We start from the raw sequence: 24532 nt of genomic DNA, 5'->3' as shown, positions 1-24532 counted from the left end.
TCAGCCGCGCCGGCCGAGCCAGAGGACGCCGAGCGGGGGAAGCACCATCGTCGCGCGGCCGTTGTCGTCCGCGTGGACGGCGCCGAGGTTGCCGACGCCCGATCCGCCGTAGGCGGCGGCGTCGGAGTTCAGCAGCTCCGTCCATTCACCGCCGCCCGGCAGATCGAGCACGTAGTCGTGGATCGGCACCCCGGAGAAGTTCGCGACCACGACGACGCAGTTGCCGTGATGGTCGTGCCGCGCCATCGCGATGACATTCGGGTTCCAGGTCGGCGCGCCGATGCGCGCGAAGGCGGATCCGTCGCTGTCGCGGGCCCACAGCGGCGCATTCTCCCGGTAGACGCGGTTGAGGGCGCCGACGAAGTCGAGGAGCTGACGGTGCGGCGGCTGGTCGAGCATCCACCAGTCCAGGCCCCGTCCTTCGGACCATTCCGACAGCTGACCGAAGTCCTGACCCATGAACAGCAGCTGCTTGCCGGGGTGGCCCCACATGTAGGCGAGGAAGGCCCGCGTGTTCGCGAGCTTCTGCCAGTGATCGCCCGGCATGCGCGTGAACAGCGTCCCCTTGCCGTGCACGACCTCGTCGTGACTGATCGGCAGCACGAAGTGCTCGCTGAACGCGTAGACGAACGAGAACGACAGCTCGCCCTCGTGGTGGGACCGGTACATCGGGTCCCGCTTGATGTACTCCAGCGAGTCGTTCATCCACCCCATGTTCCACTTGAGGCCGAATCCGAGCCCGCCGGCGCTGGTGGGGGCGGTGACTCCGGGGTAGCTCGTGGACTCCTCGGCGATCATCGCGATGCCGGGGTAGCGCTTGTAGGCGGTGGCGTTGACCTCCTGCAGGAAGCGGATGGCTTCGAGGTTCTCGCGACCGCCGTGGATGTTGGGCTCCCACTCGCCCGCCTCGCGCGAGTAGTCGAGGTACAGCATCGAGGCCACCGCATCCACGCGCAGACCGTCGACGTGGAACTCCTCGAGCCAGTACAGCGCGTTCGCGACGAGGAAGTTGCGCACCTCGTTGCGGCCGTAGTCGAAGATCAGCGTTCCCCAGTCCTTGTGCTCGCCGCGGCGAGGGTCGGGGTGCTCGTAGAGCGCCTCGCCGTCGAAGCGGGCGAGGGCGAACGCGTCTTTCGGGAAGTGCCCGGGGACCCAGTCCATGATGACCCCGAAGCCGGCCTGGTGGAGCCGGTCGATGAGGTAGCGCAGGTCGTCCGGGGTTCCGAAGCGACTCGTCGGGGCGTAGTAGCCCGAGACCTGGTAGCCCCACGAGCCACCGAAGGGGTGCTCGGCCAGCGGCAGGAACTCCACGTGCGTGTAGCCGACCTCGGTGAGGTAGTCGATGAGCGGGTCGGCCGCGTCGCGGTAGCCGAGTCCCGGACGCCAGGAGCCGAGGTGCAGCTCGTAGGTCGACATCGGCTGCGACAGGACGTCACCGGCGGCGCGGCGCGCGAGCCACTCGGCATCCCCCCACGTGTACGTGCTCTCGGTGACCACCGAGCCGGTCGCCGGCGGCACCTCCGCCCACTGGGCCATCGGGTCGGCCTTGAGGATCCACTCGCCGCGATGCGTGAGGATCTCGTACTTGTACGTCGTGCCGGCGCCGAGGCCGGGGACGAACAGCTCCCACACGCCGCTGGAGCCGAGACTGCGCAGCGCGTGCCCCTGACCGTCCCACGCGTTGAAGTCACCGGTCACCCGCACCGCCCGCGCGTGCGGCGCCCACACCGCGAACGACACACCGCTGACGCCGTCGTAGTGCCGCACGTGCGCACCGAGGACGCGCCATAGCTCCTCGTGACGTCCCTCCCCGATGAGGTACTGGTCCATCTCGCCGAGCGACGGCAGGTGACGGTAGGGGTCGTCGGCCCGGAAGTCCGGTGCGCCGTCGTAGGTCGCGACGATCTCGTACGCCCGGGGCTGGTGGGGCGTGGTCCCCTCCCAGACGCCGCTCCGCACGTGCGCGAGGGTGACCGCGGTGCCGTCGTCCAGCTCAGCGGCCACCGTCCGCGCCATGGGCCGGCGGGTGCGGATCACCCAGGTGCCGTCGGGCAGGCGATGGGGTCCCAGCACGTCGTGCGGCGCGTGGTAGGAGCCGGTCGCGACGGCGTCGAGGATCTCGTCGGAAACGGCGCTCATCGGGACTCCTTGACGTGCAGGATGTGGACGGGTTCGTCGAACGCGTCGAGGCGGACGAAGTTGTCCTGGTTCCAGGTCCACTGCGCACCCGTGATGAGGTCTTCGACGGCGTAGTCGTGACCGCGGGGGATGCCGAAGACCGAACTGTCGATATGGACAGTCGTTTGGCGCGTGGAATGCGGGTCGACGTTGGCGACGACGATGATCGTGTCGGCCTGCCCGGTCGGGCTGAGAGCGGCGGGGAGGTGCTTGACGTAGACGAGGATGGCGTCGTCGTCGCTCCAGTGGATCGTGAGGTTCCGCAGCTGCCGCAGCGCCGGGTGCGCGCGGCGGATCTCGTTGAGACGCGTCAGATACGGCGCCAGCGTCGTGCCAGCGGATGCCGCGGCATCCCAATCACGGAGCTTGTACTCGTACTTCTCGTTGTCGATGTTCTCCTCGGAACCGGGCCGGGCGACGTTCTCGACGAGCTCGTACCCCGCGTAGACGCCGTAGGACGCGCCCGCGGTGGCGGCGAGGGCGGCGCGGATCTTGTACGCGGGACGACCGCCGTACTGCAGGTACTCCGTGAGGATGTCCGGCGTGTTCACGAACAGGTTCGGCCGCATGAAGTCGGCGGTCTCGTGGGAGATCGAATGGAAGAACTCCTCGAGCTCGCTCTTGGTGTTGCGCCACGTGAAGTACGAGTAGCTCTGCTGGAAGCCGGCCTGCGCGAGCGCCTGCATCGGGCGGGGACGGGTAAACGCCTCGGCGAGGAAGACGACGTCGGGGTGCTCGGCGTTCACCGTCGCGATGAGCCACTCCCAGAACTGCAGGGGCTTGGTGTGCGGGTTGTCGACGCGGAAGATCTTCACTCCCTGCGCGATCCAGTGGCGCACGATCCGCAGGACCTCGGCGCGGATGCCCGCCGGGTCGTTGTCGAAGTTGATCGGATAGATGTCCTGGTACTTCTTGGGCGGGTTCTCGGCGTACGCGATCGATCCATCCGGCAGGGTCGTGAACCACTCCGGGTGCTCTCGCACCCACGGGTGGTCGGGTGCGGCCTGCAGCGCGAGGTCGAGGGCGATCTCCAGGCCCTCGGCCCTCGCGGCGCGCACGAACGCACGGAAGTCGGCGAGACTGCCGAGGTCCGGGTGCACCGCGTCGTGTCCGCCGGCAGCCGAGCCGATCGCCCACGGCGACCCGGGGTCGCCCTCTCCCGCGGTGAGGGTGTTGTTCGGGCCTTTGCGGTTCACTTCGCCGATCGGGTGGATGGGCGGCAGGTACAGCACGTCGAACCCCATCGCCGCGACAGCCGGCAGACGCCTGGTCGCGGTGCGGAACGTGCCGCTCTTGATGGTCCCGTCCTTCAGACGCTTGGCCCCTTCGGAGCGGGGGAAGAACTCGTACCAGGCGCCGACGCCGGCCCGCTCGCGTTCGACGAGGAGCTCCTGCGGCCGGCCGGCCGTGGTGAGGCTCGCCACCGGGCGCTCCCGGAAGAACGCGGCGATCGCCGGGTCACGGACGACGATCAGAGCCTCCTCGTCGGTCGTCGCCTCATCGCGCAGGGCGGCCGCGGCGCCGGTGAGCGCGCGGCGCTGCGCCGCGGGGCGGTCCTTCTCGGCGGCGGCAGCGGTCAGCAGCAGCGCGCCCATCTCGCGCATGAGCGCGCTGTCCACGCCGGCCGCGATCTTCAGTTCGGCGGCGTGCTCCCATGTCGCGTAATCGTCCGCGAATGCCTCGAAGCGGAAGGTCCAGACACCCTCCTCCAGCGGCGCCACCTCCACCTCCCACCGATCGAACCCGTCACCGAGCGGCGTCAGCCGGTGCAGCGATGACGCTCCCGACGGCGAGGTCAGCCGCAGGTGCGCGCCGATGAGATCGTGGCCCTCACGGAACGCGGTGACGCCGAACACGACGGCTTCGCCGACGAACGCCGACGGGCGGTGCAGCCCGGTGGGGACCGCCGGGCGCGGCAGCAGCAGCGGGATCCGCCCGACGCCGCTCTCGGGCGCGTCGGGGAGGGCGACGGCGGGCCGCAGCGGGATCTGCGCCGTGCTGCGCAGCGTCGGCGCCGCCGCGCCGGGCGAGGATGCGGGGGGAGCGGAACGCGTCGTTGATGCCACGACTCGAACCTACCCGGATTCAGATGATCCGGAACAGATGCATGGCCGTGCCGGGGAGCGCGATGACCTCTCCCGGCGCGCGGACCGGCTCGTCCTCGTCGGGCCGCTCGGGAACGCTCGACCACAGCGAGACGTAGCCGGTGACGTCCTCGATCTCCGGAAGGGTCACGTCGATGGGGTGCTCGGTGCCGTGGACGATGAGGAGGATGCGGTTGGGCTCGCCCTGTTCCGGCGTGGACTGCGCGAGATACTGCAGCGTCCGGTGCGCGGGGTTCGTCCAGCGCTCGATCGACATCGTCTCGCCGTGCTCGTCGTACCAGTCGATGACGGACGAGTTCGGCACCTCGTACGCGGCGTGGGCGTAGCGGTGCGGGCGCAGCGCCGGGTTGTCGTGGCGCAGCCGGACGAGACGGCGCACGTGGGCGAGGAGATCCTCCTGCCACGGCGCGAGCTGCCAGTTCAGCCAGGTGAGGGGGGAGTCATGGCAGTACGCGTTGTTGTTGCCGCGCTGGGTGCGTCCGATCTCGTCGCCGGCCGTGATCATCGGCACACCGGCCGAGAGCAGCAGCGTGCCGAGGAGATTCCGCATCGCCTTGCGGCGCGTCGCGAGGATGTGGGGATCGTCGGTGGCGCCCTCCGCGCCGTGGTTGAAGGAGCGGTTCGTGTCGGCGCCGTCACGGTTCTGCTCGCCGTTGCCGAGGTTGTGCTTGACGTCGTACGACACCAGGTCGCGCAGAGTGAAGCCGTCGTGGGCCGTGACGAAGTTGACGCTGGCGAGCGGACCGCGTTCCTCGCTGAACGTGTTCGAGGAGCCGGCGAGGCGCGTCGCGAACCCGCCGATGCCGACCGGTGAGGTCGCCGCGCGCCGCGCATAGTCGATGTCGCTCAGCCAGAAGTTGCGCACCCGGTCGCGATAGCGGTCGTTCCACTCCGACCAGCCCGCGCCGAAGTTGCCGGTCTGCCATCCGCCGATCCCGACGTCCCACGGCTCGGCGATGAGCTTCACGCCCGCCAGCGCCGGATCATCGACGATCGCCCGCAGCAGGGGGTGATCGGGCGAGAAGGCGTGCGCGCCGTCGCGCCCGAGCGTCACGGCGAGATCGAACCGGAAGCCGTCGATGTGCACCTCTCGCGCCCAGTAGCGCAGTGAGTCGATCACGAGGCGGGCCGCGGCATCCGTCGCCGTGTTCAACGAATTGCCGCATCCGGTGACGTCGATGTAGGCGCCGTCGTCGTGCTGGCGGTAGTAGGCGCGGTTGTCGATGCCGCGGAAGCTGGATCGAGGGCCGCCGATGCCCAGTTCCGCGGTGTGGTTGTAGACGACGTCGAGGATGACCTCGATGCCGGCCGCGTGGAGAGCCCGCACCATCTCCTTGAGCTCGCGCAGCACCGCATCCGGACCGGCCGCGATCGCCTCGGCGGTGGCGTAGGGCGCGTGCGGCGCGAAGAACGCCAGCGAGTTGTAGCCCCAGTAGTTGGTGCGGCCCTGGTGCAGCAGCCGCGGCTCGGTCTCGAACGCGTGGATCGGGAGGAGCTCGACGGCGGTGATGCCCAGTCGCTGCAGATGCTCGATCATCGCGGGGTGCCCGAGCCCCGCGTACGTGCCGTGCAGCGCCGGCGGGATGTCCGGGTGACGCTTGGTCAGCCCCGTGACGTGGGCCTCGTAGACGACCGTGCGATCGAGCGGCGTGCGCGGCGCCGCGACGCCCTGCCAGTCGAACGCGTCATCGACGACGACCGAGCGCCATTCGCCGAGGCGCACCGGCACGAGCCCGCGGGCGTAGGGGTCGATGAGCAGGCTCGACGGGTTGAACATGTGACCGGCGCCCGCCGGGCCATCGACCCGCAGCGCGTACCGGGTGCCGACCCGCAGGTCGGCGGTGCGGACCTCCCAGACGTCCTCGCCGACGGGCGCCAGCGGCAGGGTCGCCGTGATCCAGTCGAGGTCGACGGCGTCGAAGATCACCAGGTCGATGCTCGTCGCGCCCTCCGACCAGACGCGCAACGACGCCCCCTCGGGGCCCAGGGTGACGCCGAGATCGTCGTAGGCGGCGCCGAGGAACGCGGGGATCGGCGGGACGTCACCCGTCGCCGAGGGGATGCCGAGGGGCGCGGTGCTCGTCGGGTGCGGGCTGACCATGCGCTCTACAGTAGTAACGCGGTGAGCCGGCCGCGTGAGCAGCGGGGGAGCGTCATGACGATCTACCTCGACCACGCCGCCTCGGCTCCGGTGCGAGCCGTCGCGCGCGATGCGTGGCTCGCGGCGTCTGCCATCACCGGCAACGCCTCGTCGGTGCACGGCGCCGGCCAGGCGGCGCGCCGGCTGCTCGAGGAGTCGCGGGAGGCGATCGCCGCGGTCGTGGACTGCGACCCGATCGAGGTCGTGCTCACTTCCGGCGGGACCGAGTCGGTCAACCTCGCCCTCAAGGGGCTGTGGTGGGCACGGCCGGCGGGCGCGGAGGCGATCGTGCTGCCGGGCGGCGAGCACCACGCCACGCTCGACACGGCGGCGTGGCTGCAGACGCAGGGGGCGCGGCTCCGGGCCGTCCCGCTCGACGGGGTCGGCCGCATCGACTCGGACGGCTTCGCCGCCGCGTGCGCGGACGACGGGGAGCGCCCCGCCGCGCTTGCGACGGCGCTGGTGGCGAACAACGAGGTGGGCACGGTGCAGGATGCCGCCGCACTCGCCGCTGCCGCGGCATCCGCCGGTGTGCCGCTGCACCTGGACGCCGTCGGCGCCCTCGGGCATCTCCCCGTCGACTTCGCGCGCTGGCGTGGGGATGCCCGCGACGCCGCGGGGCTCGTGGCGTTGAGCCTGTCGGGGCACAAGGTGGGCGCGCCGGTGGGCACCGGTGCCCTCGTCGTCTCGCGGCACGCCGCGCTCGCGCCGCTCCTCCACGGCGGCGGGCAGCAGCGCGCGCTGCGGTCGGGCACGCCGGACGTCGCGGGGGCCGCCGCGCTGGCGGCCGCCCTGACCGAGGCCGAGGCGGAACGGGTCGCGGAGTCGCAGCGCCTGTCGGGGCTGCGCGATCGGCTCATCGCCGGCATCCGCACCGGAGTGCCCGACGCCGAGCTTCTGGGCGATCCGCGGCACCGGCTCCCCGGGAACGTGCACGTGCTCTTCCCGGGGGCGGCGGGGGAGACGCTGCTGTTCCTCCTCGACGTCGCCGGGATCGCCGTCTCCACCGGCTCCGCCTGTCAGGCCGGCGTCGCCGAGCCCTCGCACGTCGTCCTCGCGCTCGGCCGCGACGAGCGCGCCGCCCGGTCGGTGCTGCGCATCACGCTGGGACGCACGACGACGGATGCCGACGTGGATGCGGTGCTGGCGGCCCTTCCCGACGCGTACGCGCGCGCCCTCGCCTCCGCCGGCCGCTGACCGTCGCCTCCGCCGCGACCGCCCCGCTGTCGCGCTCGTAGACTGGAGGCATGCGGATCTTGGCGGCGATGAGCGGCGGAGTGGACTCCGCCGTCGCGGCCGCGCGGGCCGTGGAGGCGGGGCACGACCTCGTCGGCGTGCATCTCGCGCTGTCACGCGCCGGTGGAACCCTGCGCACCGGCAGCCGCGGCTGCTGCACGATCGAGGACGCGATGGACGCCCGCCGGGCGGCGGACCGCCTCGGCATCCCGTTCTACGTGTGGGACTTCTCCGAGCGGTTCCGCGACGACGTCATCGACGACTTCGTGGCCGAGTACCGGGCCGGCCGCACGCCGAACCCGTGCATGCGCTGCAACGAGAAGATCAAGTTCGCCGCGCTGCTGGAGCGTGCGATCGAACTGGGCTTCGACGCCGTCTGCACGGGGCACTACGCGACCCTCGTCGACGGGCCGGACGGGCGGGAGCTGCACCGTGCGAGCGACGAGGCGAAGGATCAGTCGTACGTGCTCGGCGTGCTGACGGCCGAGCAGCTCGCCCACACCTACTTCCCGCTGGGCTCGACGCCGTCGAAGGCGCTCGTGCGGGCCGAGGCGGCCGCGCGCGGCCTGACGGTCGCGCAGAAGCCCGACAGCCATGACATCTGCTTCATCCCCGACGGCGACACCCGCGGCTGGCTCGCCGACCGGGTCGGTGCGCAGGCCGGAGCGATCGTGGACCGCTCGGGCGCCGTCGTCGGCAGTCACGAGGGCGCGCACGCGTACACCGTGGGCCAGCGGCGCGGCCTCAAGCTCGGCGTTCCCGCCTCGGACGGCAAGCCGCGGTTCGTCCTCGAGGTGCGCCCCGTCTCCAACACGGTCGTCGTCGGTCCGAAGGAGGCGCTCGCGACCGCGGAGATCGCGGGGGAGCGATACACGTGGGCGGGGCGCGCCCCGGCATCCGACGCCTTCGACTGCGACGTGCAGATCCGCGCCCATGCCGAGCCGGTGCCCGCACGGGCTGCCTTCGTCGGCGGCGCTCTCACGGTGACCCCCGCGGTGCCCTTCGACGGCGTCGCACCCGGCCAGACGGCGGTGCTGTACGACGGCACCCGTGTCATCGGCCAGTTCACGATCGACCGGACGGTCTCCGCCGTGCCGGTCACCGCGTAAGCGCATCCTGCGTCCGCACGCAAGCGCCCCGGCGGTGTCGGCACCCCCTCCTAGACTCTCGGTGTGACCGATACTGCAGAGGAGCTTCCCGCGACGCTCGACGAGGCCCGCGCCGCGTCCGACCGGCTCATCGAGCTGATCGTCGGAGCGCGCGAGGCGTACTACGGCCGCGACGCCGAGATCGTCGACGACGCGACGTACGACGGGTGGATGCGCGCCCTCGAGGCGATCGAGCGCGCCTACCCGGAGGTGCAGGGTCAGGACTCGCCGACGCTGTCGGTGGGAGCCGCGCAGGCCTCGATGTTCGCTCCCGTCGAGCACGCGGAGCGGATGCTGAGCCTCGACAACGTCTTCAGTGCCGACGAGCTGCGCGACTGGTGCGTCAAGACGCAGGGGGCCGCGGGACGGGCTGTGCGCTGGCTGCTCGAGCTCAAGATCGACGGCCTTGCGATCAACCTCCGCTACGAGAACGGCGTGCTGGTCTCGGCGGCGACACGGGGCGACGGGCGCGTCGGAGAGGACGTGACGGTCAATGCCGTGCAGGTCGCCGGCATCCCCTCGCGGTTGTCCGGCACCGGCCATCCGCCGCTCGTGGAGGTGCGCGGTGAGGTCTATATTCCCGTCGCGGCATTCGATGAATTGAACGCGCTGCAGGCGCGACTGCGCGAGCGCGTCATCGCGGACGGCCTGGCGCGGGGCGGCGACGAGGAGAAGCTCACGCGTAGTGCTGCGCGCCGCTTTCCGGCCTTCGCCAATCCGCGCAACGCCGCCAGCGGCGGGCTGCGCCAGCAGCTGGAGAAGAAGAGCGGGATGGAGTTGGAGGCCGGACGCGCGCGGCTGGACTCGCTGCGCCTGTTCGTGCACGGCATCGGCGCCTGGCCCGCGCCGCCCGTGCAGTCGCAGAGCGAGGTGTACGCACTGCTGGCGGAGTGGGGACTGCCGACGAGCCCCTACTTCCGCACGGCGGACGACATCGACGGCGTGCTCGACTTCGTCACGCACTACGGCGAGCACCGGCACGACGTCGAACACGAGATCGACGGTGTCGTCGTCAAGGTCGACGAGCTCGCCCTGCACGACGAACTCGGGGCGACGAGCCGCGCCCCGCGCTGGGCGATCGCCTACAAGTACCCGCCCGAGCAGGTCAACACGAAGCTGCTCGACATCGTGGTGTCGGTCGGGCGGACCGGCCGCGCGACGCCGTTCGCGGTGATGGCGCCCGCGCGGGTCGCGGGGTCGGTGGTGCGGCAGGCGACCCTCCACAATCAGGAGGTCGTCGTCGCCAAGGGCGTGCTCATCGGCGACACCGTCGTGCTGCGGAAGGCCGGCGACGTCATCCCCGAGGTGCTCGGCCCGGTGGTCGAGCTGCGCGACGGCAGCGAGCGCGCGTTCGTCATGCCGACGCAGTGCCCCGAGTGCGGAGCCACCCTCGCGCCCGCGAAAGAGGGCGACATCGACCTGCGCTGCCCCAACACGCGGACGTGCCCCGCCCAGGTGCGCGGACGTGTCGAGCACATCGGCTCGCGCGGCGCGCTCGACATCGAGGCGCTCGGCGAGGTCACCGCCGCCGCGCTCACCCAGCCGACCGTGCCGGCGGAGCCGCCGCTGCGCACCGAGGCGGGGCTGTTCGACCTCACGCTCGACGAACTCGTCCCGATCGAGGTCGTCGTGCGCGACGCCGAGACGGGCGAGCCCAAGCTCGACGAGCAGAGCGGCGAGCCGGTGACCCGCGCGCCGTTCCGCCGGCAGCCGTCCCCGGCCGAGAAGAAGGAGGGCCTCACCGGCCCGCAGCCCTCCGCGCAGGCGCTGACCCTCATCGAAGAACTCGAGAAGGCGAAGACGAAGGACCTCTGGCGCTTCCTCGTGGCCCTCAGCATCCGTCACGTCGGCCCCGTCGCGGCGCGCGCGCTGGCCCAGTGGTTCGGGTCGATGGCCGCGATCCGCGCCGCGAGCCGCGAGGAGCTGGCGGCGGTGGAAGGCGTCGGCGGGATCATCGCCGACTCGCTCCTGGAATGGTTCGAGGTCGACTGGCATCGCGAGATCGTCGAGCGCTGGGAGGCCGCGGGCGCGCGGCTGGAGATCCCCGGACACCCCGGTCCCGGCGCGGCTGCCGCCGCGGGCGGCGTGCTGGAGGGCGTCACCGTCGTCGCGACCGGCTCGCTCGAGGGCTACACCCGGGAGGGGGCGCAGGAGGCGATCATCGCCGCCGGCGGCAAGGCCGCCTCCAGCGTTTCGAAGAAGACCGACTTCGTCGCAGCGGGCCCGGGTGCGGGTTCGAAGCTCGGTAAGGCCGAAGATCTCGGCATCCGTATCATCGACGCCGCGCAGTTCCGCATCCTCGTCGAGCAGGGTCCCGCCGCGCTCGATGCGCTCGACCCCGACGCGGGGTGATCACTCCGACGGCTGGGTGAGCTGCAGCAGCGACTCGCGGACCTGGCGGCGCAGCACCTTGCCGATGAGCGATGTCGGCAGCTCATCGACGACGAAGATGCGCCGCGGCACCTTGTACGGGGTGAGGATGCTGCGCGCGAACTCCCGGATGCCCTCGACGTCGGCATCCTTCGCCTCGGGGTCGAGGACGACGGCCGCGACGACCTCCTCGCCGGAGTGGTTGCTCGGCAGGCCCACGACGGCGGCGTCGATGACGTCCGGGTGCTGGCGCAGCGCGTTCTCGACCTCCGTCGGCGCGACGTTGAAGCCGCCGGTGATGATGAGCTCCTTGATGCGGTCGACGATGCGGACGAACCCGTCCTCGTCGATCTGCACGATGTCGCCGGTGCGGAACCAGCCGTCGGCGAACACCTCCTCGGTCGCCTCGGGCTTGCCGTAATACCCCTGGAACACCTGCGGACCGCGGACGACGAGCTCCCCGCGCTCACCTGCCGGGACGTCTACCGTGGGGTCGTCGGGGTCGACGACACGGCACTCGGTGCCCGGCAGGGGTAGGCCGACCGTGCCCGGCTTCCGGTTCTCGGCGACCGGGTTGGCCATGAGCACGGGGGAGCACTCCGACAGACCGTAGCCCTCGACGAGGTAGCCGCCGGTCGCCTCCTCGAACGGCACGACGAGATCGTGCGGGAGCGTCATGGCGCCGGAGATCGCGACTTCGGTGCCGGCGAGCGACACCCCCTCGGCCCGTGCCGCCTTCAGCAGTCGGTCGGCGATCGGCGGGACGAGCGGGAGGAACGTCGCCGGGTGCTTCTTCGTGACCTCGAGCACCATGGCGGGCTCGAACCGGGGGAACAGGACGAGTCGCGCGCCCATCGACATCGCGAACGTGAGGCACAGCGTGAGCCCGTACGCGTGGAACATCGGCAGCACGGCGTACACGACGCAACCCTTGCCGCGTTGGATCTGCGGCACCCACGCCTGCGCCTGCCTGGCGTTGGACAGCAGGTTGCGATGCGTCAGCACCGCGCCCTTGGGCGTTCCGGTGGTACCGCTCGTGTACTGGATGATCGCGACGTCGTCGGTGGCAGGCCCCGGGAAGGATGCCGGCAGCGCCGGCGCCTGCAGCAGCTTCTCCCACGCGATCGCGCCGCGCGTCCGCTCGGTGAGCGCCTCACGCGAGGCGCGCGCCTTCGCGATCGGCAGCCGCAGGGCGAACCGCAGCGTCGCGGGCATCGCCTTCGTGACGTCGACGGCGATCAGGTTCGTCACCGCGAGGTCCGCAGGGAACTCCTGGACCGTCGCGACGACCTTGCTCCACACGATCGCGGTCTTCGCGCCGTGGTCCTCGAACTGCTTGCGCAGCTCCCGCGGCGTGTAGAGCGGATTGTGCTCGACCGCGATCGCACCGAGGCGCAGGATCGCGTAGAACGCGATGATGTGCTGCGGGCAGTTGGGGAGGACGATCGCGACGGTGTCGCCCTTGCCGACGCCGAGAGCGCGCAGCCCCGCGGCGGCGTGCTCGACGGCATCCGTCAGCGCGCGATACGTCGTCTCCCGCCCGAAGAACTGAAGGGCGGGCGCCTCGGGATAGTCGCGCGCCGACGCCGCCACGATGTCCAGCAGATTGCCTGCGACGGGCTCCAGGTCGGCGGGGACGCCCTCCGCGTAGCTGGCGATCCAGGGGCGGGGCGGCTCGTACGTCGTCACGCGCTCATCCTAGAGCCGATCCCGCGCCGCGGAGCCTCGACCGCGGCCGTCTAGAATCGACGGGTGTCTGAAATCACCCCTGAACTCGTGCGCCATCTCGGCGTGCTGGCCCGGATTCAGCTCGATGACGACGAAGTGCAGCGCCTGACCGGGCAGCTCTCCGTCATCGTCGACAACATCGCGAAGGTGTCGGAGGTCGCAACCCCCGACGTGCCCGCGACGAGTCACCCGATCCCGCTGGAGAACGTCTTCCACCCCGACGTCGTCGGCGACATGCTGACCGTCGAGCAGGTGCTGCAGAACGCTCCGGATGCCGCGGAGGGCCGTTTCCGGGTGACCGCGATCCTCGGTGAAGAGCAATGAGCGCCGGAGGAGCAGTGACCGATCTCACGCGCCTGAGCGCCGCTGACCTCGCCGCGAAGCTCGTCGCCGGCGAGGTGTCCAGCGTCGAGGCGACGCAGGCTCATCTCGACCGCATCGCCGCCGTCGACGGCGACGTGCACGCCTACCTGCACGTCAGCGACCACGCGCTCGACGTCGCCCAGGACATCGACCGGCGCCGTGCTGCCGGTGAACAGCTCGGGCAGCTCGCCGGCGTTCCGCTCGCGATCAAGGACGTGCTCGTCACGACCGACATGCCGTCCACGAGCGGGTCGAAGATCCTCGACGGGTTCATGTCGCCCTACGACGCCACCGTCGTCGCTCGTGCGCGCGCCGCGGGACTGGTTCCCCTCGGCAAGACCAATATGGACGAGTTCGCTATGGGCTCCTCGACGGAGCACTCCGCCTACGGGCCGACGCACAACCCGTGGGATCTCGACCGCATCCCCGGTGGGTCCGGCGGCGGGTCCGCCGCGGCCGTCGCCGCGTTCGAGGCGCCCATCGCGCTCGGGTCCGACACCGGCGGATCGATCCGTCAGCCCGCGCATGTCACCGGCACCGTCGGCATGAAGCCGACCTATGGCGGCGTCAGCCGCTACGGCGCGATCGCGCTGGCCTCCTCGCTCGACCAGGTCGGCCCGGTCTCGCGTACCGTGCTCGACTCGGCGCTGCTGCACGATGTCATCGCCGGGCACGACCCGCACGACGCGACGTCGCTGACCGACGCCTGGCCGTCGTTCGCCGCCGCGGCCCGAGAGGGTGCGACCGGCGAGGTGCTGAAGGGGCTGCGCGTCGGCGTGATCCGGGAGTTGCCGGACTCCGGCTTCCAGGCCGGCGTCGCGGCTTCCTTCCGTGCCTCGCTCGCGCTGCTGGAGGCGCAGGGCGCGGAGATCGTCGAGGTCAGCGCGCCGCACTTCGAGTACGGCGTCGCCGCCTACTACCTGATCCTGCCCGCCGAGGCGTCGAGCAACCTCGCGAAGTTCGACTCGGTGCGCTTCGGCCTGCGCGTCGACGTCCCCGGCGGCACCGTCGAAGACGTCATGGCGCGTTCGCGCGATGTCGGGTTCGGCGACGAGGTCAAGCGCCGCATCATCCTCGGCACCTACGCCCTGTCCGCGGGCTACTACGACGCGTACTACGGCAGCGCGCAGAAGGTCCGCACGCTCATTCAGCGCGACTTCGACGCGGCGTTCGCGCAGGTCGACGTCATCGCGACGCCGTCCGCGCCCACGACCGCGTTCCGCCTCGGGGAGAAGATCGACGACCCGATCCAGATGTACCTCAACGATGTGACGACGATCCCGGTGAACCTCGCCGGTGTCCCGGGGATCTCGGTCCCGTCGGGCCTCGCCGAGGAGGACGGGCTGCCCGTCGGCATCCAGTTCGTCGCGCCGGCTCGTGAAGACGCGCGCCTGTACCGCGTCGGCGCCGCGCTCGAGACGCTGCTCATCGACTCGTGGGGCGGCCCGCTGCTGGACCGCGCGCCCGCGCTGGGAGGGAACCGCTGATGGCCAAGGCCGCCCTGATGGACTTCGACAAGGCCCTCGAGCTGTTCGAGCCGGTGCTCGGGTTCGAGGTGCACGTCGAGCTCAACACCGAGACCAAGATGTTCTCTCCCGCGGGGAACCCCGCGAACGAGCGCTACCACGGCGCCGCGCCCAACACGCTCGTCGCGCCCGTCGACATGGGCCTGCCGGGATCGCTGCCGGTCGTCAACGAGACGGCCGTGCGGTACTCGATCTCGCTGGGTCTCGCCCTCGGCTGCTCGATCGCGCCGTCGAGCCGCTTCGCGCGCAAGAACTACTTCTACCCCGACCTCGGCAAGAACTACCAGATCAGCCAGTACGACGAGCCGATCGCGTTCGAGGGCCAGGTCGAGGTCGAGCTCGCCGACGGCACGACCTTCGAGGTGCCGATCGAGCGCGCGCACATGGAGGAGGATGCCGGCAAGCTGACACACGTCGGCGGCGCGACGGGGCGCATCCAGGGCGCGGAGTTCTCGCTCGTCGACTACAACCGCGCGGGCGTGCCGCTCGTCGAGATCGTCACGAAGCCGATCTTCGGCGCCGAGCACCGCGCGCCCGAGCTCGCGGCCGCCTATGTGCGGGCGATCCGCGACATCGTCATCGGTCTCGGCATCTCCGAGTCGCGCATGGAGCGCGGTAACCTCCGCTGCGACGCCAACGTGTCGCTGCGGCCGCGCGGTCAGGAGAAGCTTGGCACCCGCACCGAGACGAAGAACGTCAACTCGATGCGTTCGGTCGAGCGCGCGGTGCGCTACGAGATCCAGCGCCAGGCCGCGATCCTCGCCGCCGGTGGCACCATCACCCAGGAGACCCGCCACTGGCACGAGGACACCGGAACGACCTCGCCCGGCCGTCCCAAGTCGGATGCCGACGACTACCGCTACTTCCCGGAGCCCGACCTGCTGCCCGTCGCGCCGTCGGCTGAGCTCATCGAGAGCCTGCGCGCCGCGCTGCCCGAGCCGCCCGCGGTGCGCCGCAGGCGCCTGAAGACGGACTGGGGCTTCACCGACCTGGAGTTCCAGGATGTCGTCAACGGCGGGCTCCTCGCCGAGATCGAGGCGACGGTCGCGGCCGGCGCGTCGCCGGCGGCGGCGCGCAAGTGGTGGACGGGCGAGATCAGTCGCATCGCGAACGCCCAGGGTGTGGAGGCGAGCTCGCTGGTCGAGCCGGCATCCGTCGCCGCCCTGCAGCACCTCGTCGACGCGGGCACGCTCACCGACAAGCTCGCGCGTCAGGTGCTCGAGGGCGTCATCGCCGGTGAGGGCACGCCGCAGGAGGTCGTGGACGCCCGCGGGCTCGCGGTCGTCTCGGACGACGGCGCCCTCATCGCCGCGATCGACGAGGCCCTCGCGGCGCAGCCCGATGTGCTGGCGAAGATCCGCGACGGCAAGGTGCAGGCCGCCGGCGCCGTCATCGGCGCGGTCATGAAGGCGATGCGCGGCCAGGCCGACGCCGCCCGCGTCCGCGAGCTCGTCCTGGAGCGCGCCACCGGCTGACCGGCTCGCACCCCGCGAGGGGCGCGCCGGTGTCGGCGGGTCGGGGGAGGATGGAGGCATGGGGCGAGGAGACGGCAGCGGGCGGATGGTCTCGCCCGACGATGCCGACGACACCGGCACCCGCATCCTCCACGTCGACATGGACGCGTTCTACGCGTCGGTCGAGGTGCTCGACGACCCGTCGCTGGCCGGCAAGCCGCTCATCGTCGGCGGCATGGAGGGGCGCGGCGTCGTCTCCAGCGCCTCCTACGAGGCGCGGCGCTACGGCGTGCGCTCGGCGATGTCCGTCCAGGTCGCGCTGCGGCTGTGCCCGCACGCGACCGTCGTCGTGCCGCACTTCGAGCGATACGCGGCCCTCTCCCGACAGGTCATGGGGATCTTCCACGACATCACGCCGCTCGTCGAGCCGCTGTCGATCGACGAAGCGTTCCTCGACGTCTCCGGTGCGCGCCGGCTCTGGGGCACGCCGGGACAGATCGCACGGATGCTGCGGACGAGGGTGAAAGCCGAGACCGGTCTCGTGTGCAGCGTCGGCGTCGCCGCGACCAAGCACGTCGCGAAGATCGCCTCGACGCGCGCGAAGCCCGACGGGATGCTGATCGTCAGCGCGCCCGACACGGCCTCGTTCCTCGCCGCGCTGCCGGTCTCAGCGCTCTGGGGCGTCGGGCCGAAAGCGGCCGAGTCGCTGGAGAATCGCGGCATCCGTCTCGTCGCCGACATCCTCGCGTCCCCCCGCAGCGTCATCGAACGAGCCCTCGGTCCCGCCGGCGGCGAGCGGGTGTGGCAGCTGGCGCACGGCGTGGATCCGCGCAGCGTGGAGACCGACCGGGTAGAGAAGAGCATCGGGCACGAGGAGACCTTCCTGCACGACATCGCCGACCCGACGGTGCTCCGCAGCGAGTTGCGGCGGCTCTCCGACCGGGTCGCCGCGCGGCTGCGCGACGGCGGGTTCCGGGCGCGGACGATCGCGTTGAAGCTGCGGTACGCCGATTTCACGACACTGAGCCGGGCGTCGAGCCTTCCCGAACCCACGGACGTCGGCCAGCGCATCGGCGACGTCGCGATCGGCCTGTTCGAGGCGCTGCAGCTGACGCAGCCGGTACGACTGATCGGTGTGCGCGCGGAGAAGCTGCAGCATGCCGGTGGCGGGCTCATGCCGCTCTGGGACGACGATGCCGAGTGGCGACGGGTCGACGCCGCGCTCGACGACGCACGTGAGCGCTTCGGCGGGGGAGCGGTCACGCGGGCCAGCGTGCTGGGCCCACGCCGCGACGTGAACGCACTGCCCACGAACCCGCGCCTGCCGCGCACCGAGTGACGGCGCAGCCGCCCGCCTACCCGGCGGCGACGCGGCGCACTACGGTGGAGGCATGCCCAACCTCGCACTTGAACTCGGTAAGCAGGCCGCGTCCCTCGGCGTCAGCAGCGTCTATGGCGAACAGCAGGACGTCGATGGCATCCGTCTGGTTCCCGTCGCCCTCTCCTGGTCGGGCTTCGGCGCCGGTGAGGACGAGGATCGCGGCAGCGGCGGCGGTGGCGGCGGATTCGCCGTGCCCCTGGGCGCCTACATCCGCAAGGGCGACGACCTGAGGTTCGAGCCGAACCTGGTGTCGCTGGTGGCGGTGGGGATCCCGTTCGTGTGGGTCGCCGGTCGCGCGCTCAGTCGCGTCATCCGTGCCCTCAAGCGCTGACGATCCGGTCGCGACGGCGCTGCGCGACGCGGCGACCGCTGCGCTGGCGCAGGTGAGCGCCGCGTCCTCGTCGCCCACCGCGCCGGTCGTCCTCATCGACGGCCGCTCCGGGTCGGGCAAGACCACGCTGGCGGCGTTGATCGCCGCGGACTGGCCCAGCCCGGTCCGCGTCGTGGCCCTCGACGACATCTACCCAGGGTGGGACGGCCTCGCGCAGGGAGCAGAGACCGCCCGAGAAGAGATCCTCGCGCCGCATCGCGCGGGGCGTCCCGCGCGATGGCGGCGGTGGGACTGGTCCGCGCAGCGGCAGGGAGAGTCGGATGCCGTGGGGCCGGGCACCGGGCTCATCGTCGAGGGATCCGGGGTGCTGACCCCGGCATCCGCGGCTCTGGCAGATGTCCGCATCTGGCTGGAGTCGCCAGCCGGCTCTCGCCGCGAGCGGGCCTTGCGCCGCGACGGCGACACGTACCGGCCGCACTGGGAGCGTTGGGCCGCGCAAGAGGACATCCATCTCGCCCGCGACCACCCGCGCCACTGGGCGACGCTCGTGGCGGAGATCCCGTAGGGCGTCTCAGCCTTCGAGCGCCTGCAGCAGCCCCTCGAGACGGTAGCCCAGCCAGTCGTAGACCCCGAAGCGGGGATCGTCGGGATCGTGGTCGTCTTCGGAGGCGATCCCCAACCTCGACGCGAGCACGAGGCGCAGCGAGGCGAGCGTGCGCAGCCACGCCGATGCCGCGTCGTCGTCGAGTTCGATCACCATCGCCGTCTCGGCGTCCACGCGGTCGAGGGCACCGGAGCGCAGGGTGTGGCCGTCGCGCAATAGACTCGTCGTCACAGTGGCGACGTCGGCGCGACGCCGGTCGAGGAGGTCGTCCTGCGTCAGGCGCCGGAACTCGCCGGACGCGGTGGCATCGTCGGCGTAGGCGTCGGGAACCAGGCGCGCGAGCGCCGGGTCGGTCCGGGGATCCGTGTCGAGGGTGGTGTCGAGCAGTTCGGCGAACTGGGCGACGAGATCGGTCAGGTGCGCGGCTTCGAGGAGCGAGATCTCCATCAGCACGGTGCGGCCGGTCATTGCGGTCCTTTCCGGACGGTGGCCCACAGGCCGTAGTCGTGCATCGCCTGCACGTGGAGCTCCATCTGCTCCCGGGCCCCCTCCGCGACGACAGCGTGGCCCTCGTGGTGAACCGCGAGCATGAGGCGCTGGGCACGCTCGGGCGAGAACCCGAAGTAGGTGCGGAAGACATGCACCACGTAGCTCATGAGGTTGACCGGATCGTTCCAGACGACCGCCTGCCAGGGCGTGTCGGCCGACTGCTGCTCGTCCAGACGGACGTCTTCGAGGGGGAGGGTCATGCCCAGCCCAGCTCGTGCAGACGATCGTCGTCGATGCCGTAGAAGTGCGCGATCTCGTGCACCAGCGTCGTGTGCACCTCGTCGCGCAGCTCAGCCACGGTCTCGCACGCGTGCAGGTGCGGCTCCCGATACACGATGATGCGGTCGGGCAGTTCGCCGATGCCGTAGCGGTCGCGCTCGGTGAGCGCGAGGCCGTCATAGAGGCCCAGCAGGTCCAGCGAGCCGTCCTCGGGGCGATCCTCGACGACGAACACGACGTTGTCGAGGCCGTCGATCATGTCATCCGGAAGGAGGTCGAGCTCGTCCTCCACCAGATCGCCGAACGTGTCGGCATCCATCTGGATCATGCGGACCTCCGTACCGGGGAGGAAGTGGGGTGCCTGAGTAGCACGTTCGGCAACTCCGCCCCCAAGACGAAAACCCTGGTCAACCGCCTAGACCGTGGGGTCTACGACGTCTCTCGACGTCCCCAGGATACCGCTCCGAAGGACGAGCGTGGCCCCCGTCGTGAGGACTGTCGAGACGGCTCAAACTTTTCTCACCGCCGCTGAGGTGGACGCGCTCGTCGGTGACTACCTGGCCGGGATGGGTGTGAAGGCTCTTGTTGAGAGGTACGGCATCCACCGCACCACGGTGTTCTCCCACCTTCGCCGCCGCGACGTGCCGAGCCGCCGACCGGGACTTGGACTCGACGAGAAGGCAGAGGCTGTGCGCCTGGCGCGAGCGGGCGTCTCGATGCGTGCGATCGGACGCCGGATGGGTGTGGACCGCAAGGCCGTACGCGCAGCGCTGGTCGAGGCTGGACTCTTTGTGGAGGAAGCCAGCGATGGCTCGTAGCGCCGTTCCGGGCCGCTGGTCGCGCGAAGAGCTTTGGCGGACATCATCGCTCCCGACGTGTCTCAGCCCAGGGACCGAGGCAGACAGATACCGTTGGGGATGAACGACTGCTCTCGCCAGTTCGGCACCGAGGGCGCGGATCGCCGGACGGAGCACGAGAGCAGGGCTGGATATGGCTTACGAGCAGCTACCGATAGTTGAGGTCGACCTCGATCAGCTCCTTCTCGACCTGGAGAACTACCGCATACCGACGCGTCGCGACGACGAAGCAGGTGCCCTGAAGTACCTGTTTGCATCTGAGGACGTCCTCGGAGCCGCGCGACTGATCCTCCGCGACGGCTACTTCGACAACGAAGTCCCGATCGTGACATCGGCATCGGCCTCCGGCAGCGGCTCCCCATACACCGTGCTGGAAGGCAACCGTCGAGTGAGCGCGCTCAAGGCGCTCCAGGACCCGACGATCGTGCCCGGCCATGAGGCAGAGATTCGAGCCTTGCTGAAGCGGTACGCAGTGGAGGCGGAGAATCTCCCGGAACGGATCCGTGTCATCGTCGCTCCCGACCGGGCGACAGCTGCACCTCATGTAGCGAGGTTGCACACTGGCATCTCGAAGAGGCGCTGGAGCCGCGATCAGCAGGCCACCTTCTACTATTCGCTCGTCGACGAGCAGACCACGGTCGACGATGTGAAGGCGCAGTACCCGGACGTCGAGGTTGCCAGGTTCATGAGGATGGCCGTGATGCGGCGCTTCCTCAGCGCAGCGCCATTCTCCGACCACACCCTCCGGCAGTACGCGGCGAGTGATGACCTGGCGATGTCAGCCTTCGAGTATGCCTACCGAAGCAAGGAGATTGCTTCCGCGATCGGCGTGGAGTTCGACAAGGACGGCATGCTCCTGCCGCGGGCATCGACGCCCGAGAAGATCGCCACGAAGTTGACGAAGAAGAAGCTCAACGCTTTGGAGTACCTCGTCAGCGAGTTTCGCGCGGGCCATCTCAACACTCGCTCACCAGAGTTCAAGAAACGCAACCAGGAATATCAGTCCCTGGTGAATCGTCTGAACGGCGTCTCGACTCCTGCCCCGCCGCAACCAGCACCGCCCAATCCTCCCACGCAACCAACGCCATCAGGACCATCCCAAGGTGGTCCATCCGGTGCGCCCGGCGGCTCCGGCACTGGTGGGAATGGAACTGGTCCGACCCCGCCTGGTTCACCTGGTGGCACCGGCAGCCGTGGACCCAACCATCCAGACACGAAGGACACGCTTGATCTGTCGGGGCTTGACTACGAGAACGCGCCACTGAATCTCAAGCTGCGATACTTCGAGCTGCGCAGGATCAGCCTCTCGAACCTCTCGATCGCGGCCGCGATTCTCATGCGCTCAGTATTGGAGGCGACCATCAAGGTCCATTTCGAGGGCGGCCCGACCCCCGTCACCGGCCAGTTGAGCGATGTATTCAAGCATGTCGTGCAGTCCTACGGACAAGAGAAGTCTCTCAAGTCGACTATTGCCACTATTCAGTCGGGTAACGCTCACAAGCACGGGTCGATCCAGTGGTTCAACCTCATCGCGCACAGCGCCGATGCTTCCGTTAGCGCGGACGACGTGCGGCAGGCGTGGAAGGTTGTGAACCCGCTGCTCAGGCGCTTGTTGCGTCCGATCTCACAGGCGTCAACTGCAACGTCTTGATCGCCTGTGCGACCGACGGGGATGCCACCAGTAGCTCTTCGGCTTGCCCTGGGTATCTGGCAGAGTAGGTGAGTTCCAGCCGGCACTGGAACTGATCCTTGTACAGTTTCTCGATCAGTGGGGCCGTGTCATAGGTCACCAGCCAGTGCGCCTTTTCAACCGAGTTGACGATCGCCGAGAGGGCCTTGTGGTCCCGTCCGTCGAAGGCGTTTAGGTAGAGTTGCGAGCCTGCCTGCACGTAGGGCGGGTCGATATACATGAACGATCGCTCGTCGTGAGAGTACTGCTGAATTACTGTCCTGCCATCGAGGTCAGAGACCGTGATCCGATCTGCCAGCTCGCCGATTGCGGTCAACCGCTCAACGAGGGTTTGCCGGTTGAACCGGGCATCAATCTTGTACTTCCCTTCCTGGCGCTGCCCGCCGATAACGCCTGCGTTCAGAATCCCCGAGCGATTTGTTCGGTTGAGGAAGAAGAAGGCGAATCCTAGGCGCAGCACATCGCTCTCGTCTCGGGAGCGGTATATCTCTCGTTGTCTCTGCCACTCGTCAATGGTCAGCGGCGTTGACTCGACCAGCTCTACAAAGCTTGCATTGTAGGCAACGACAGACTTCCAGAATGCGTGGACGGCTGGGTCGATGTCGTTGACTACCAGGTGTTGGACGATGCCCTCTCGCAGGAGTGCGATCCCTGCGCCCACACCTCCGGCGTAGGGCTCAATGTAGCGGGCATCCGTGATACCAAGAACCTCGATGATGTCAGCGAAGAAGCCAGCAAGCGCAGCTTTTCCGCCGGGGTATCTCAACGGTGAGAGTGTGCCGTATCGCCGTGACCCGATGACACGCAGGCTGTCAGTCATTGGAGTCCTTCCTCGCACGGTGTGCGGCAACACGGCATCGGGCTGAGCAGAAGCGAGCGTCACCTCGGCCAAGGAACGCCTGGTCGCAGTGCTCGCAGTCTCGCCATGCCTCCCGGCGGCGTAGGCGTTCATGACGCAACGCGCGATCAAGTTCGGTAAGCCCCACATCACTCAGGCTGCCCAAAGACTTCATGTTACGGATACTAGTCGTTACAGCCGCCAAGGTGCTTCGCCACGCGGATGCACTCGCAAGAAGGTCGGCGTGTCGGAGCCTGTCGGATGAGCCTCAGGAGCTGCGCCCATGTCGCTGCACGACCAAGGAGGAGCGCTGAGTTGCACCCCGACCGTGGGCGCCGCAGGCGCACCTCGTAGGCATCGAATGCCGAGAGGAACCGATGATGGCTGGCTTGAGTGATGTTGCAGGTGACGAGCGAACCGCGCGGATGGTGCTGTCCATGCTTGTCGAGCCCAATGATCCGGTGACGGGCCGGGTCCTGAATGGACTCGGGGCGATGGAGACGCTCCGGCTTGCTGAGCACGACGGCGCGGTGGTAGGTCTCAGCACCGTCGACGCGCAGGTCTGGCGCGACCACTTCGACGCACCTGCGGCGAAGGACATCGCCGCCCGTCTTGACCAGGCTCAGCAGTCAGGCATCCAGGTTCTCGTCCCAGGCGACACCAACTGGCCCGTCGCCCTCAACGACCTTGGCGATCTCGCCCCATACGTGTTATGGACGCGCGGCGCCTCATCGTTCCTCTCACGCCCGTTGCAGGACTTCGTCACGATCACCGGGTCACGCGCATCCACTCCCTACGGCGACCATGTTGCCCGCGAACTCGCCGCTTCGACGGCTGCGGATGAACGAGTGGTCGTCGCTGGCGGCGCGTATGGGATCGAAGGCTTTGCACACCAAGCTGCGCTCGCCGCAGGCGGAGACACCATCGCGATCCTCGCAAACGGAGTCGACCGTCCTTACCCTGCTGGTCACCGCGACCTACTCGACCGCGGGGCTGATGTCGGGCTTCTCGTCAGCGAGGTGCCACCTGGCGCCGTTCCCACGCGGCATCGGTTCATCGCTCGCGGGCGGCTAATGGCGGCGCTCGCGTCTACGACGGTCATCGTCGAGGCGGCAGGTCGGTCAGGCTCGTTGGGGGTGGCGCAGTACGCATTCGAGCTGGGTCGAAGCGTGGGAGCGGTGCCTGGTCCGGTGACGAGCGCCGCGAGCGTCGGTCCCCATCGTCTGCTACGGGAAGGCACCGCGTCGCTGGTCGCAGACAGCGCCGATCTTGCGCGCCTGGGGAAACGCGGCAACGCTCGCCAAGTCTCAGCGCCGCGTCCGCAAGTTGATGCGGATCGAGTCCGTCCGGCTACGCCTGAACCAACACGTTCGTTGTAGCTGCTCGTCAACGGTTGGACGGATGGAAGTGTCTCTCATCGGATGCTGCGAGTGAGTTCACGCTTAGACACCTTAGCGTCTACCGCGCGCTCGGCACGCTTCCGGGCCTGGCGTTCCTTGGCGCGTGCCCTCACGAGCAGCACCACGCTTACCGGGCCGATGACGATCATCTTCAGAGCGTTCCAGATGCAGATCAGGACCACGAGGTGAAGCCATCCGGGGCCGCCGGACTCAATGAGAGTAGTGCACCAGGCAGCGACGCCCAGGTACGGAGCGGCCAGCAGCATCGCTGGCACGCCCCACTTCAGTCCGTTCCTCGTTCGGATCAGGTCGAGCAGGATGTTGCCCGGCATGTAACGACGCAGGAAGTAGCGGACCACCGTGCTGGCTGTCCACAGTAGGCGGATCATAATGGGCTCCTCTAACGGTCAAGTCC

Annotated in this window: 21 protein-coding genes; 12 read left to right on the top strand and 9 right to left on the bottom strand. The window is 69.6% G+C overall.

Annotated elements, in window-relative coordinates:
• From glgB to glgX, 3 genes are all read right to left on the bottom strand, one after another.
• Positions 1-2139: a 1,4-alpha-glucan branching protein GlgB gene (glgB, locus tag ACPYN4_RS05190; protein WP_424445793.1), complete on the bottom strand. Its 2139-nt coding sequence runs from the start codon at positions 2137-2139 to the stop codon at positions 1-3.
• Positions 2136-4103 (bottom strand): maltotransferase domain-containing protein, encoded by a 1968-nt coding sequence (locus tag ACPYN4_RS05185; RefSeq protein WP_424445932.1) that lies wholly within the window; start codon positions 4101-4103, stop codon positions 2136-2138. The genes glgB and ACPYN4_RS05185 overlap by 4 nt, the downstream gene beginning before the upstream one ends.
• 160 nt (positions 4104-4263) lie before the next feature.
• Positions 4264-6384, bottom strand: a complete 2121-nt coding sequence (gene glgX / locus ACPYN4_RS05180) for a glycogen debranching protein GlgX (protein WP_424445792.1) — start codon at positions 6382-6384, stop codon at positions 4264-4266.
• A 54-nt stretch (positions 6385-6438) separates the two neighbouring features.
• Here glgX and ACPYN4_RS05175 point away from each other — a divergent pair, with 54 nt between their 5' ends.
• From ACPYN4_RS05175 to ligA, 3 genes are all read left to right on the top strand, one after another.
• Positions 6439-7620 (top strand): cysteine desulfurase family protein, encoded by a 1182-nt coding sequence (locus tag ACPYN4_RS05175; protein ID WP_424445930.1) that lies wholly within the window; start codon positions 6439-6441, stop codon positions 7618-7620.
• Between the two features lie 50 nt (positions 7621-7670).
• A complete protein-coding gene (gene mnmA / locus ACPYN4_RS05170; RefSeq protein ID WP_424445791.1) occupies positions 7671-8768 on the top strand; it encodes a tRNA 2-thiouridine(34) synthase MnmA in 1098 nt (365 codons plus the stop codon).
• Between the two features lie 210 nt (positions 8769-8978).
• A complete protein-coding gene (gene ligA / locus ACPYN4_RS05165; protein WP_424445929.1) occupies positions 8979-11159 on the top strand; it encodes an NAD-dependent DNA ligase LigA in 2181 nt (726 codons plus the stop codon).
• On the opposite strand, the gene ACPYN4_RS05160 is transcribed toward ligA, so the two are convergent.
• Entirely contained in the window at positions 11160-12866 is a 1707-nt protein-coding gene (locus ACPYN4_RS05160; RefSeq protein ID WP_424445790.1) for a long-chain-fatty-acid--CoA ligase, read from the bottom strand.
• Positions 12867-12929: 63 nt separating this feature from the next.
• Between ACPYN4_RS05160 and gatC the strand changes: the two genes are divergently transcribed.
• Genes gatC through ACPYN4_RS05130 form a run of 6 tightly spaced genes read left to right on the top strand, consistent with a single transcriptional unit; the run spans position 12930 to position 18525 of the window.
• Positions 12930-13229 (top strand): Asp-tRNA(Asn)/Glu-tRNA(Gln) amidotransferase subunit GatC, encoded by a 300-nt coding sequence (gene gatC / locus ACPYN4_RS05155; protein ID WP_424445789.1) that lies wholly within the window; start codon positions 12930-12932, stop codon positions 13227-13229.
• A 14-nt stretch (positions 13230-13243) separates the two neighbouring features.
• Positions 13244-14755 carry an Asp-tRNA(Asn)/Glu-tRNA(Gln) amidotransferase subunit GatA gene (gene gatA / locus ACPYN4_RS05150; protein WP_424445788.1) on the top strand — a complete coding sequence of 504 codons (1512 nt, stop codon included), beginning with the start codon at positions 13244-13246 and terminating at the stop codon, positions 14753-14755.
• Positions 14755-16269: an Asp-tRNA(Asn)/Glu-tRNA(Gln) amidotransferase subunit GatB gene (gene gatB, locus ACPYN4_RS05145; protein WP_424445787.1), complete on the top strand. Its 1515-nt coding sequence runs from the start codon at positions 14755-14757 to the stop codon at positions 16267-16269. Before gatA ends, gatB begins: the two co-directional genes overlap by 1 nt.
• A gap of 58 nt (positions 16270-16327) precedes the next feature.
• A complete protein-coding gene (gene dinB, locus ACPYN4_RS05140; RefSeq protein WP_239280694.1) occupies positions 16328-17587 on the top strand; it encodes a DNA polymerase IV in 1260 nt (419 codons plus the stop codon).
• Between the two features lie 52 nt (positions 17588-17639).
• Positions 17640-17960, top strand: a complete 321-nt coding sequence (locus ACPYN4_RS05135) for a hypothetical protein (protein WP_239280696.1) — start codon at positions 17640-17642, stop codon at positions 17958-17960.
• Positions 17944-18525, top strand: coding sequence for a hypothetical protein (locus ACPYN4_RS05130; RefSeq protein WP_424445786.1), 582 nt, complete (start codon positions 17944-17946; stop codon positions 18523-18525). The genes ACPYN4_RS05135 and ACPYN4_RS05130 overlap by 17 nt, the downstream gene beginning before the upstream one ends.
• Before the next feature lie 6 nt (positions 18526-18531).
• Here the strand turns inward: ACPYN4_RS05130 and ACPYN4_RS05125 are convergent, their stop codons facing one another.
• Genes ACPYN4_RS05125 through ACPYN4_RS05115 form a run of 3 tightly spaced genes read right to left on the bottom strand, consistent with a single transcriptional unit; the run spans position 18532 to position 19660 of the window.
• Positions 18532-19032, bottom strand: coding sequence for a DUF2017 family protein (locus ACPYN4_RS05125; protein ID WP_424445785.1), 501 nt, complete (start codon positions 19030-19032; stop codon positions 18532-18534).
• Positions 19029-19313: an ATP-dependent Clp protease adapter ClpS gene (clpS, locus tag ACPYN4_RS05120; protein ID WP_424445784.1), complete on the bottom strand. Its 285-nt coding sequence runs from the start codon at positions 19311-19313 to the stop codon at positions 19029-19031. Before clpS ends, ACPYN4_RS05125 begins: the two co-directional genes overlap by 4 nt.
• Positions 19310-19660, bottom strand: a complete 351-nt coding sequence (locus tag ACPYN4_RS05115; protein ID WP_239280705.1) for a metallopeptidase family protein — start codon at positions 19658-19660, stop codon at positions 19310-19312. Before ACPYN4_RS05115 ends, clpS begins: the two co-directional genes overlap by 4 nt.
• 148 nt (positions 19661-19808) lie before the next feature.
• Here ACPYN4_RS05115 and ACPYN4_RS05110 point away from each other — a divergent pair, with 148 nt between their 5' ends.
• Positions 19809-20150: a helix-turn-helix domain-containing protein gene (locus ACPYN4_RS05110; RefSeq protein WP_424445783.1), complete on the top strand. Its 342-nt coding sequence runs from the start codon at positions 19809-19811 to the stop codon at positions 20148-20150.
• 172 nt (positions 20151-20322) lie between these two features.
• Complete coding sequence (locus ACPYN4_RS05105) at positions 20323-21840, top strand: hypothetical protein (RefSeq protein ID WP_424445782.1); 1518 nt, start codon at positions 20323-20325, stop codon at positions 21838-21840.
• On the opposite strand, the gene ACPYN4_RS05100 is transcribed toward ACPYN4_RS05105, so the two are convergent.
• Positions 21791-22699, bottom strand: a complete 909-nt coding sequence (locus tag ACPYN4_RS05100; RefSeq protein WP_424445781.1) for a DNA adenine methylase — start codon at positions 22697-22699, stop codon at positions 21791-21793. The two genes, ACPYN4_RS05105 and ACPYN4_RS05100, sit on opposite strands and share 50 nt — an antisense overlap.
• Before the next feature lie 398 nt (positions 22700-23097).
• Here ACPYN4_RS05100 and ACPYN4_RS05095 point away from each other — a divergent pair, with 398 nt between their 5' ends.
• A complete protein-coding gene (locus tag ACPYN4_RS05095; RefSeq protein ID WP_424445780.1) occupies positions 23098-24096 on the top strand; it encodes a DNA-processing protein DprA in 999 nt (332 codons plus the stop codon).
• A 35-nt stretch (positions 24097-24131) separates the two neighbouring features.
• On the opposite strand, the gene ACPYN4_RS05090 is transcribed toward ACPYN4_RS05095, so the two are convergent.
• Entirely contained in the window at positions 24132-24506 is a 375-nt protein-coding gene (locus tag ACPYN4_RS05090) for a sulfate permease (protein WP_424445779.1), read from the bottom strand.
• Positions 24507-24532 lie beyond the last annotated feature (26 nt).

It is taken from the genome of Microbacterium sp. CH-015 (assembly GCF_049707015.1).
GTDB lineage: Bacteria > Actinomycetota > Actinomycetes > Actinomycetales > Microbacteriaceae > Microbacterium > Microbacterium aurum.
Note: the sequence above shows the minus strand (reverse complement) of the source record. Positions and strands in the feature narration are given on the sequence as shown.

Excerpts from the sequence above, each read along its gene's own strand:
- glgB (WP_424445793.1), bottom strand. The coding sequence starts at position 2,139 with ATGAGCGCCGTTTCCGACGAGATCCTCGACGCCGTCGCGACCGGCTCC.
- glgX (WP_424445792.1), bottom strand. The coding sequence starts at position 6,384 with ATGGTCAGCCCGCACCCGACGAGCACCGCGCCCCTCGGCATCCCCTCG.
- ACPYN4_RS05175 (WP_424445930.1), top strand. The coding sequence starts at position 6,439 with ATGACGATCTACCTCGACCACGCCGCCTCGGCTCCGGTGCGAGCCGTC.
- mnmA (WP_424445791.1), top strand. The coding sequence starts at position 7,671 with ATGCGGATCTTGGCGGCGATGAGCGGCGGAGTGGACTCCGCCGTCGCG.
- ligA (WP_424445929.1), top strand. The coding sequence starts at position 8,979 with ATGCGCGCCCTCGAGGCGATCGAGCGCGCCTACCCGGAGGTGCAGGGT.
- gatB (WP_424445787.1), top strand. The coding sequence starts at position 14,755 with ATGGCCAAGGCCGCCCTGATGGACTTCGACAAGGCCCTCGAGCTGTTC.
- dinB (WP_239280694.1), top strand. The coding sequence starts at position 16,328 with ATGGGGCGAGGAGACGGCAGCGGGCGGATGGTCTCGCCCGACGATGCC.
- ACPYN4_RS05135 (WP_239280696.1), top strand. The coding sequence starts at position 17,640 with ATGCCCAACCTCGCACTTGAACTCGGTAAGCAGGCCGCGTCCCTCGGC.
- ACPYN4_RS05125 (WP_424445785.1), bottom strand. The coding sequence starts at position 19,032 with ATGACCGGCCGCACCGTGCTGATGGAGATCTCGCTCCTCGAAGCCGCG.
- clpS (WP_424445784.1), bottom strand. The coding sequence starts at position 19,313 with ATGACCCTCCCCCTCGAAGACGTCCGTCTGGACGAGCAGCAGTCGGCC.
- ACPYN4_RS05115 (WP_239280705.1), bottom strand. The coding sequence starts at position 19,660 with ATGATCCAGATGGATGCCGACACGTTCGGCGATCTGGTGGAGGACGAG.
- ACPYN4_RS05105 (WP_424445782.1), top strand. The coding sequence starts at position 20,323 with ATGGCTTACGAGCAGCTACCGATAGTTGAGGTCGACCTCGATCAGCTC.
- ACPYN4_RS05100 (WP_424445781.1), bottom strand. The coding sequence starts at position 22,699 with ATGACTGACAGCCTGCGTGTCATCGGGTCACGGCGATACGGCACACTC.
- ACPYN4_RS05095 (WP_424445780.1), top strand. The coding sequence starts at position 23,098 with ATGGCTGGCTTGAGTGATGTTGCAGGTGACGAGCGAACCGCGCGGATG.
- ACPYN4_RS05090 (WP_424445779.1), bottom strand. The coding sequence starts at position 24,506 with ATGATCCGCCTACTGTGGACAGCCAGCACGGTGGTCCGCTACTTCCTG.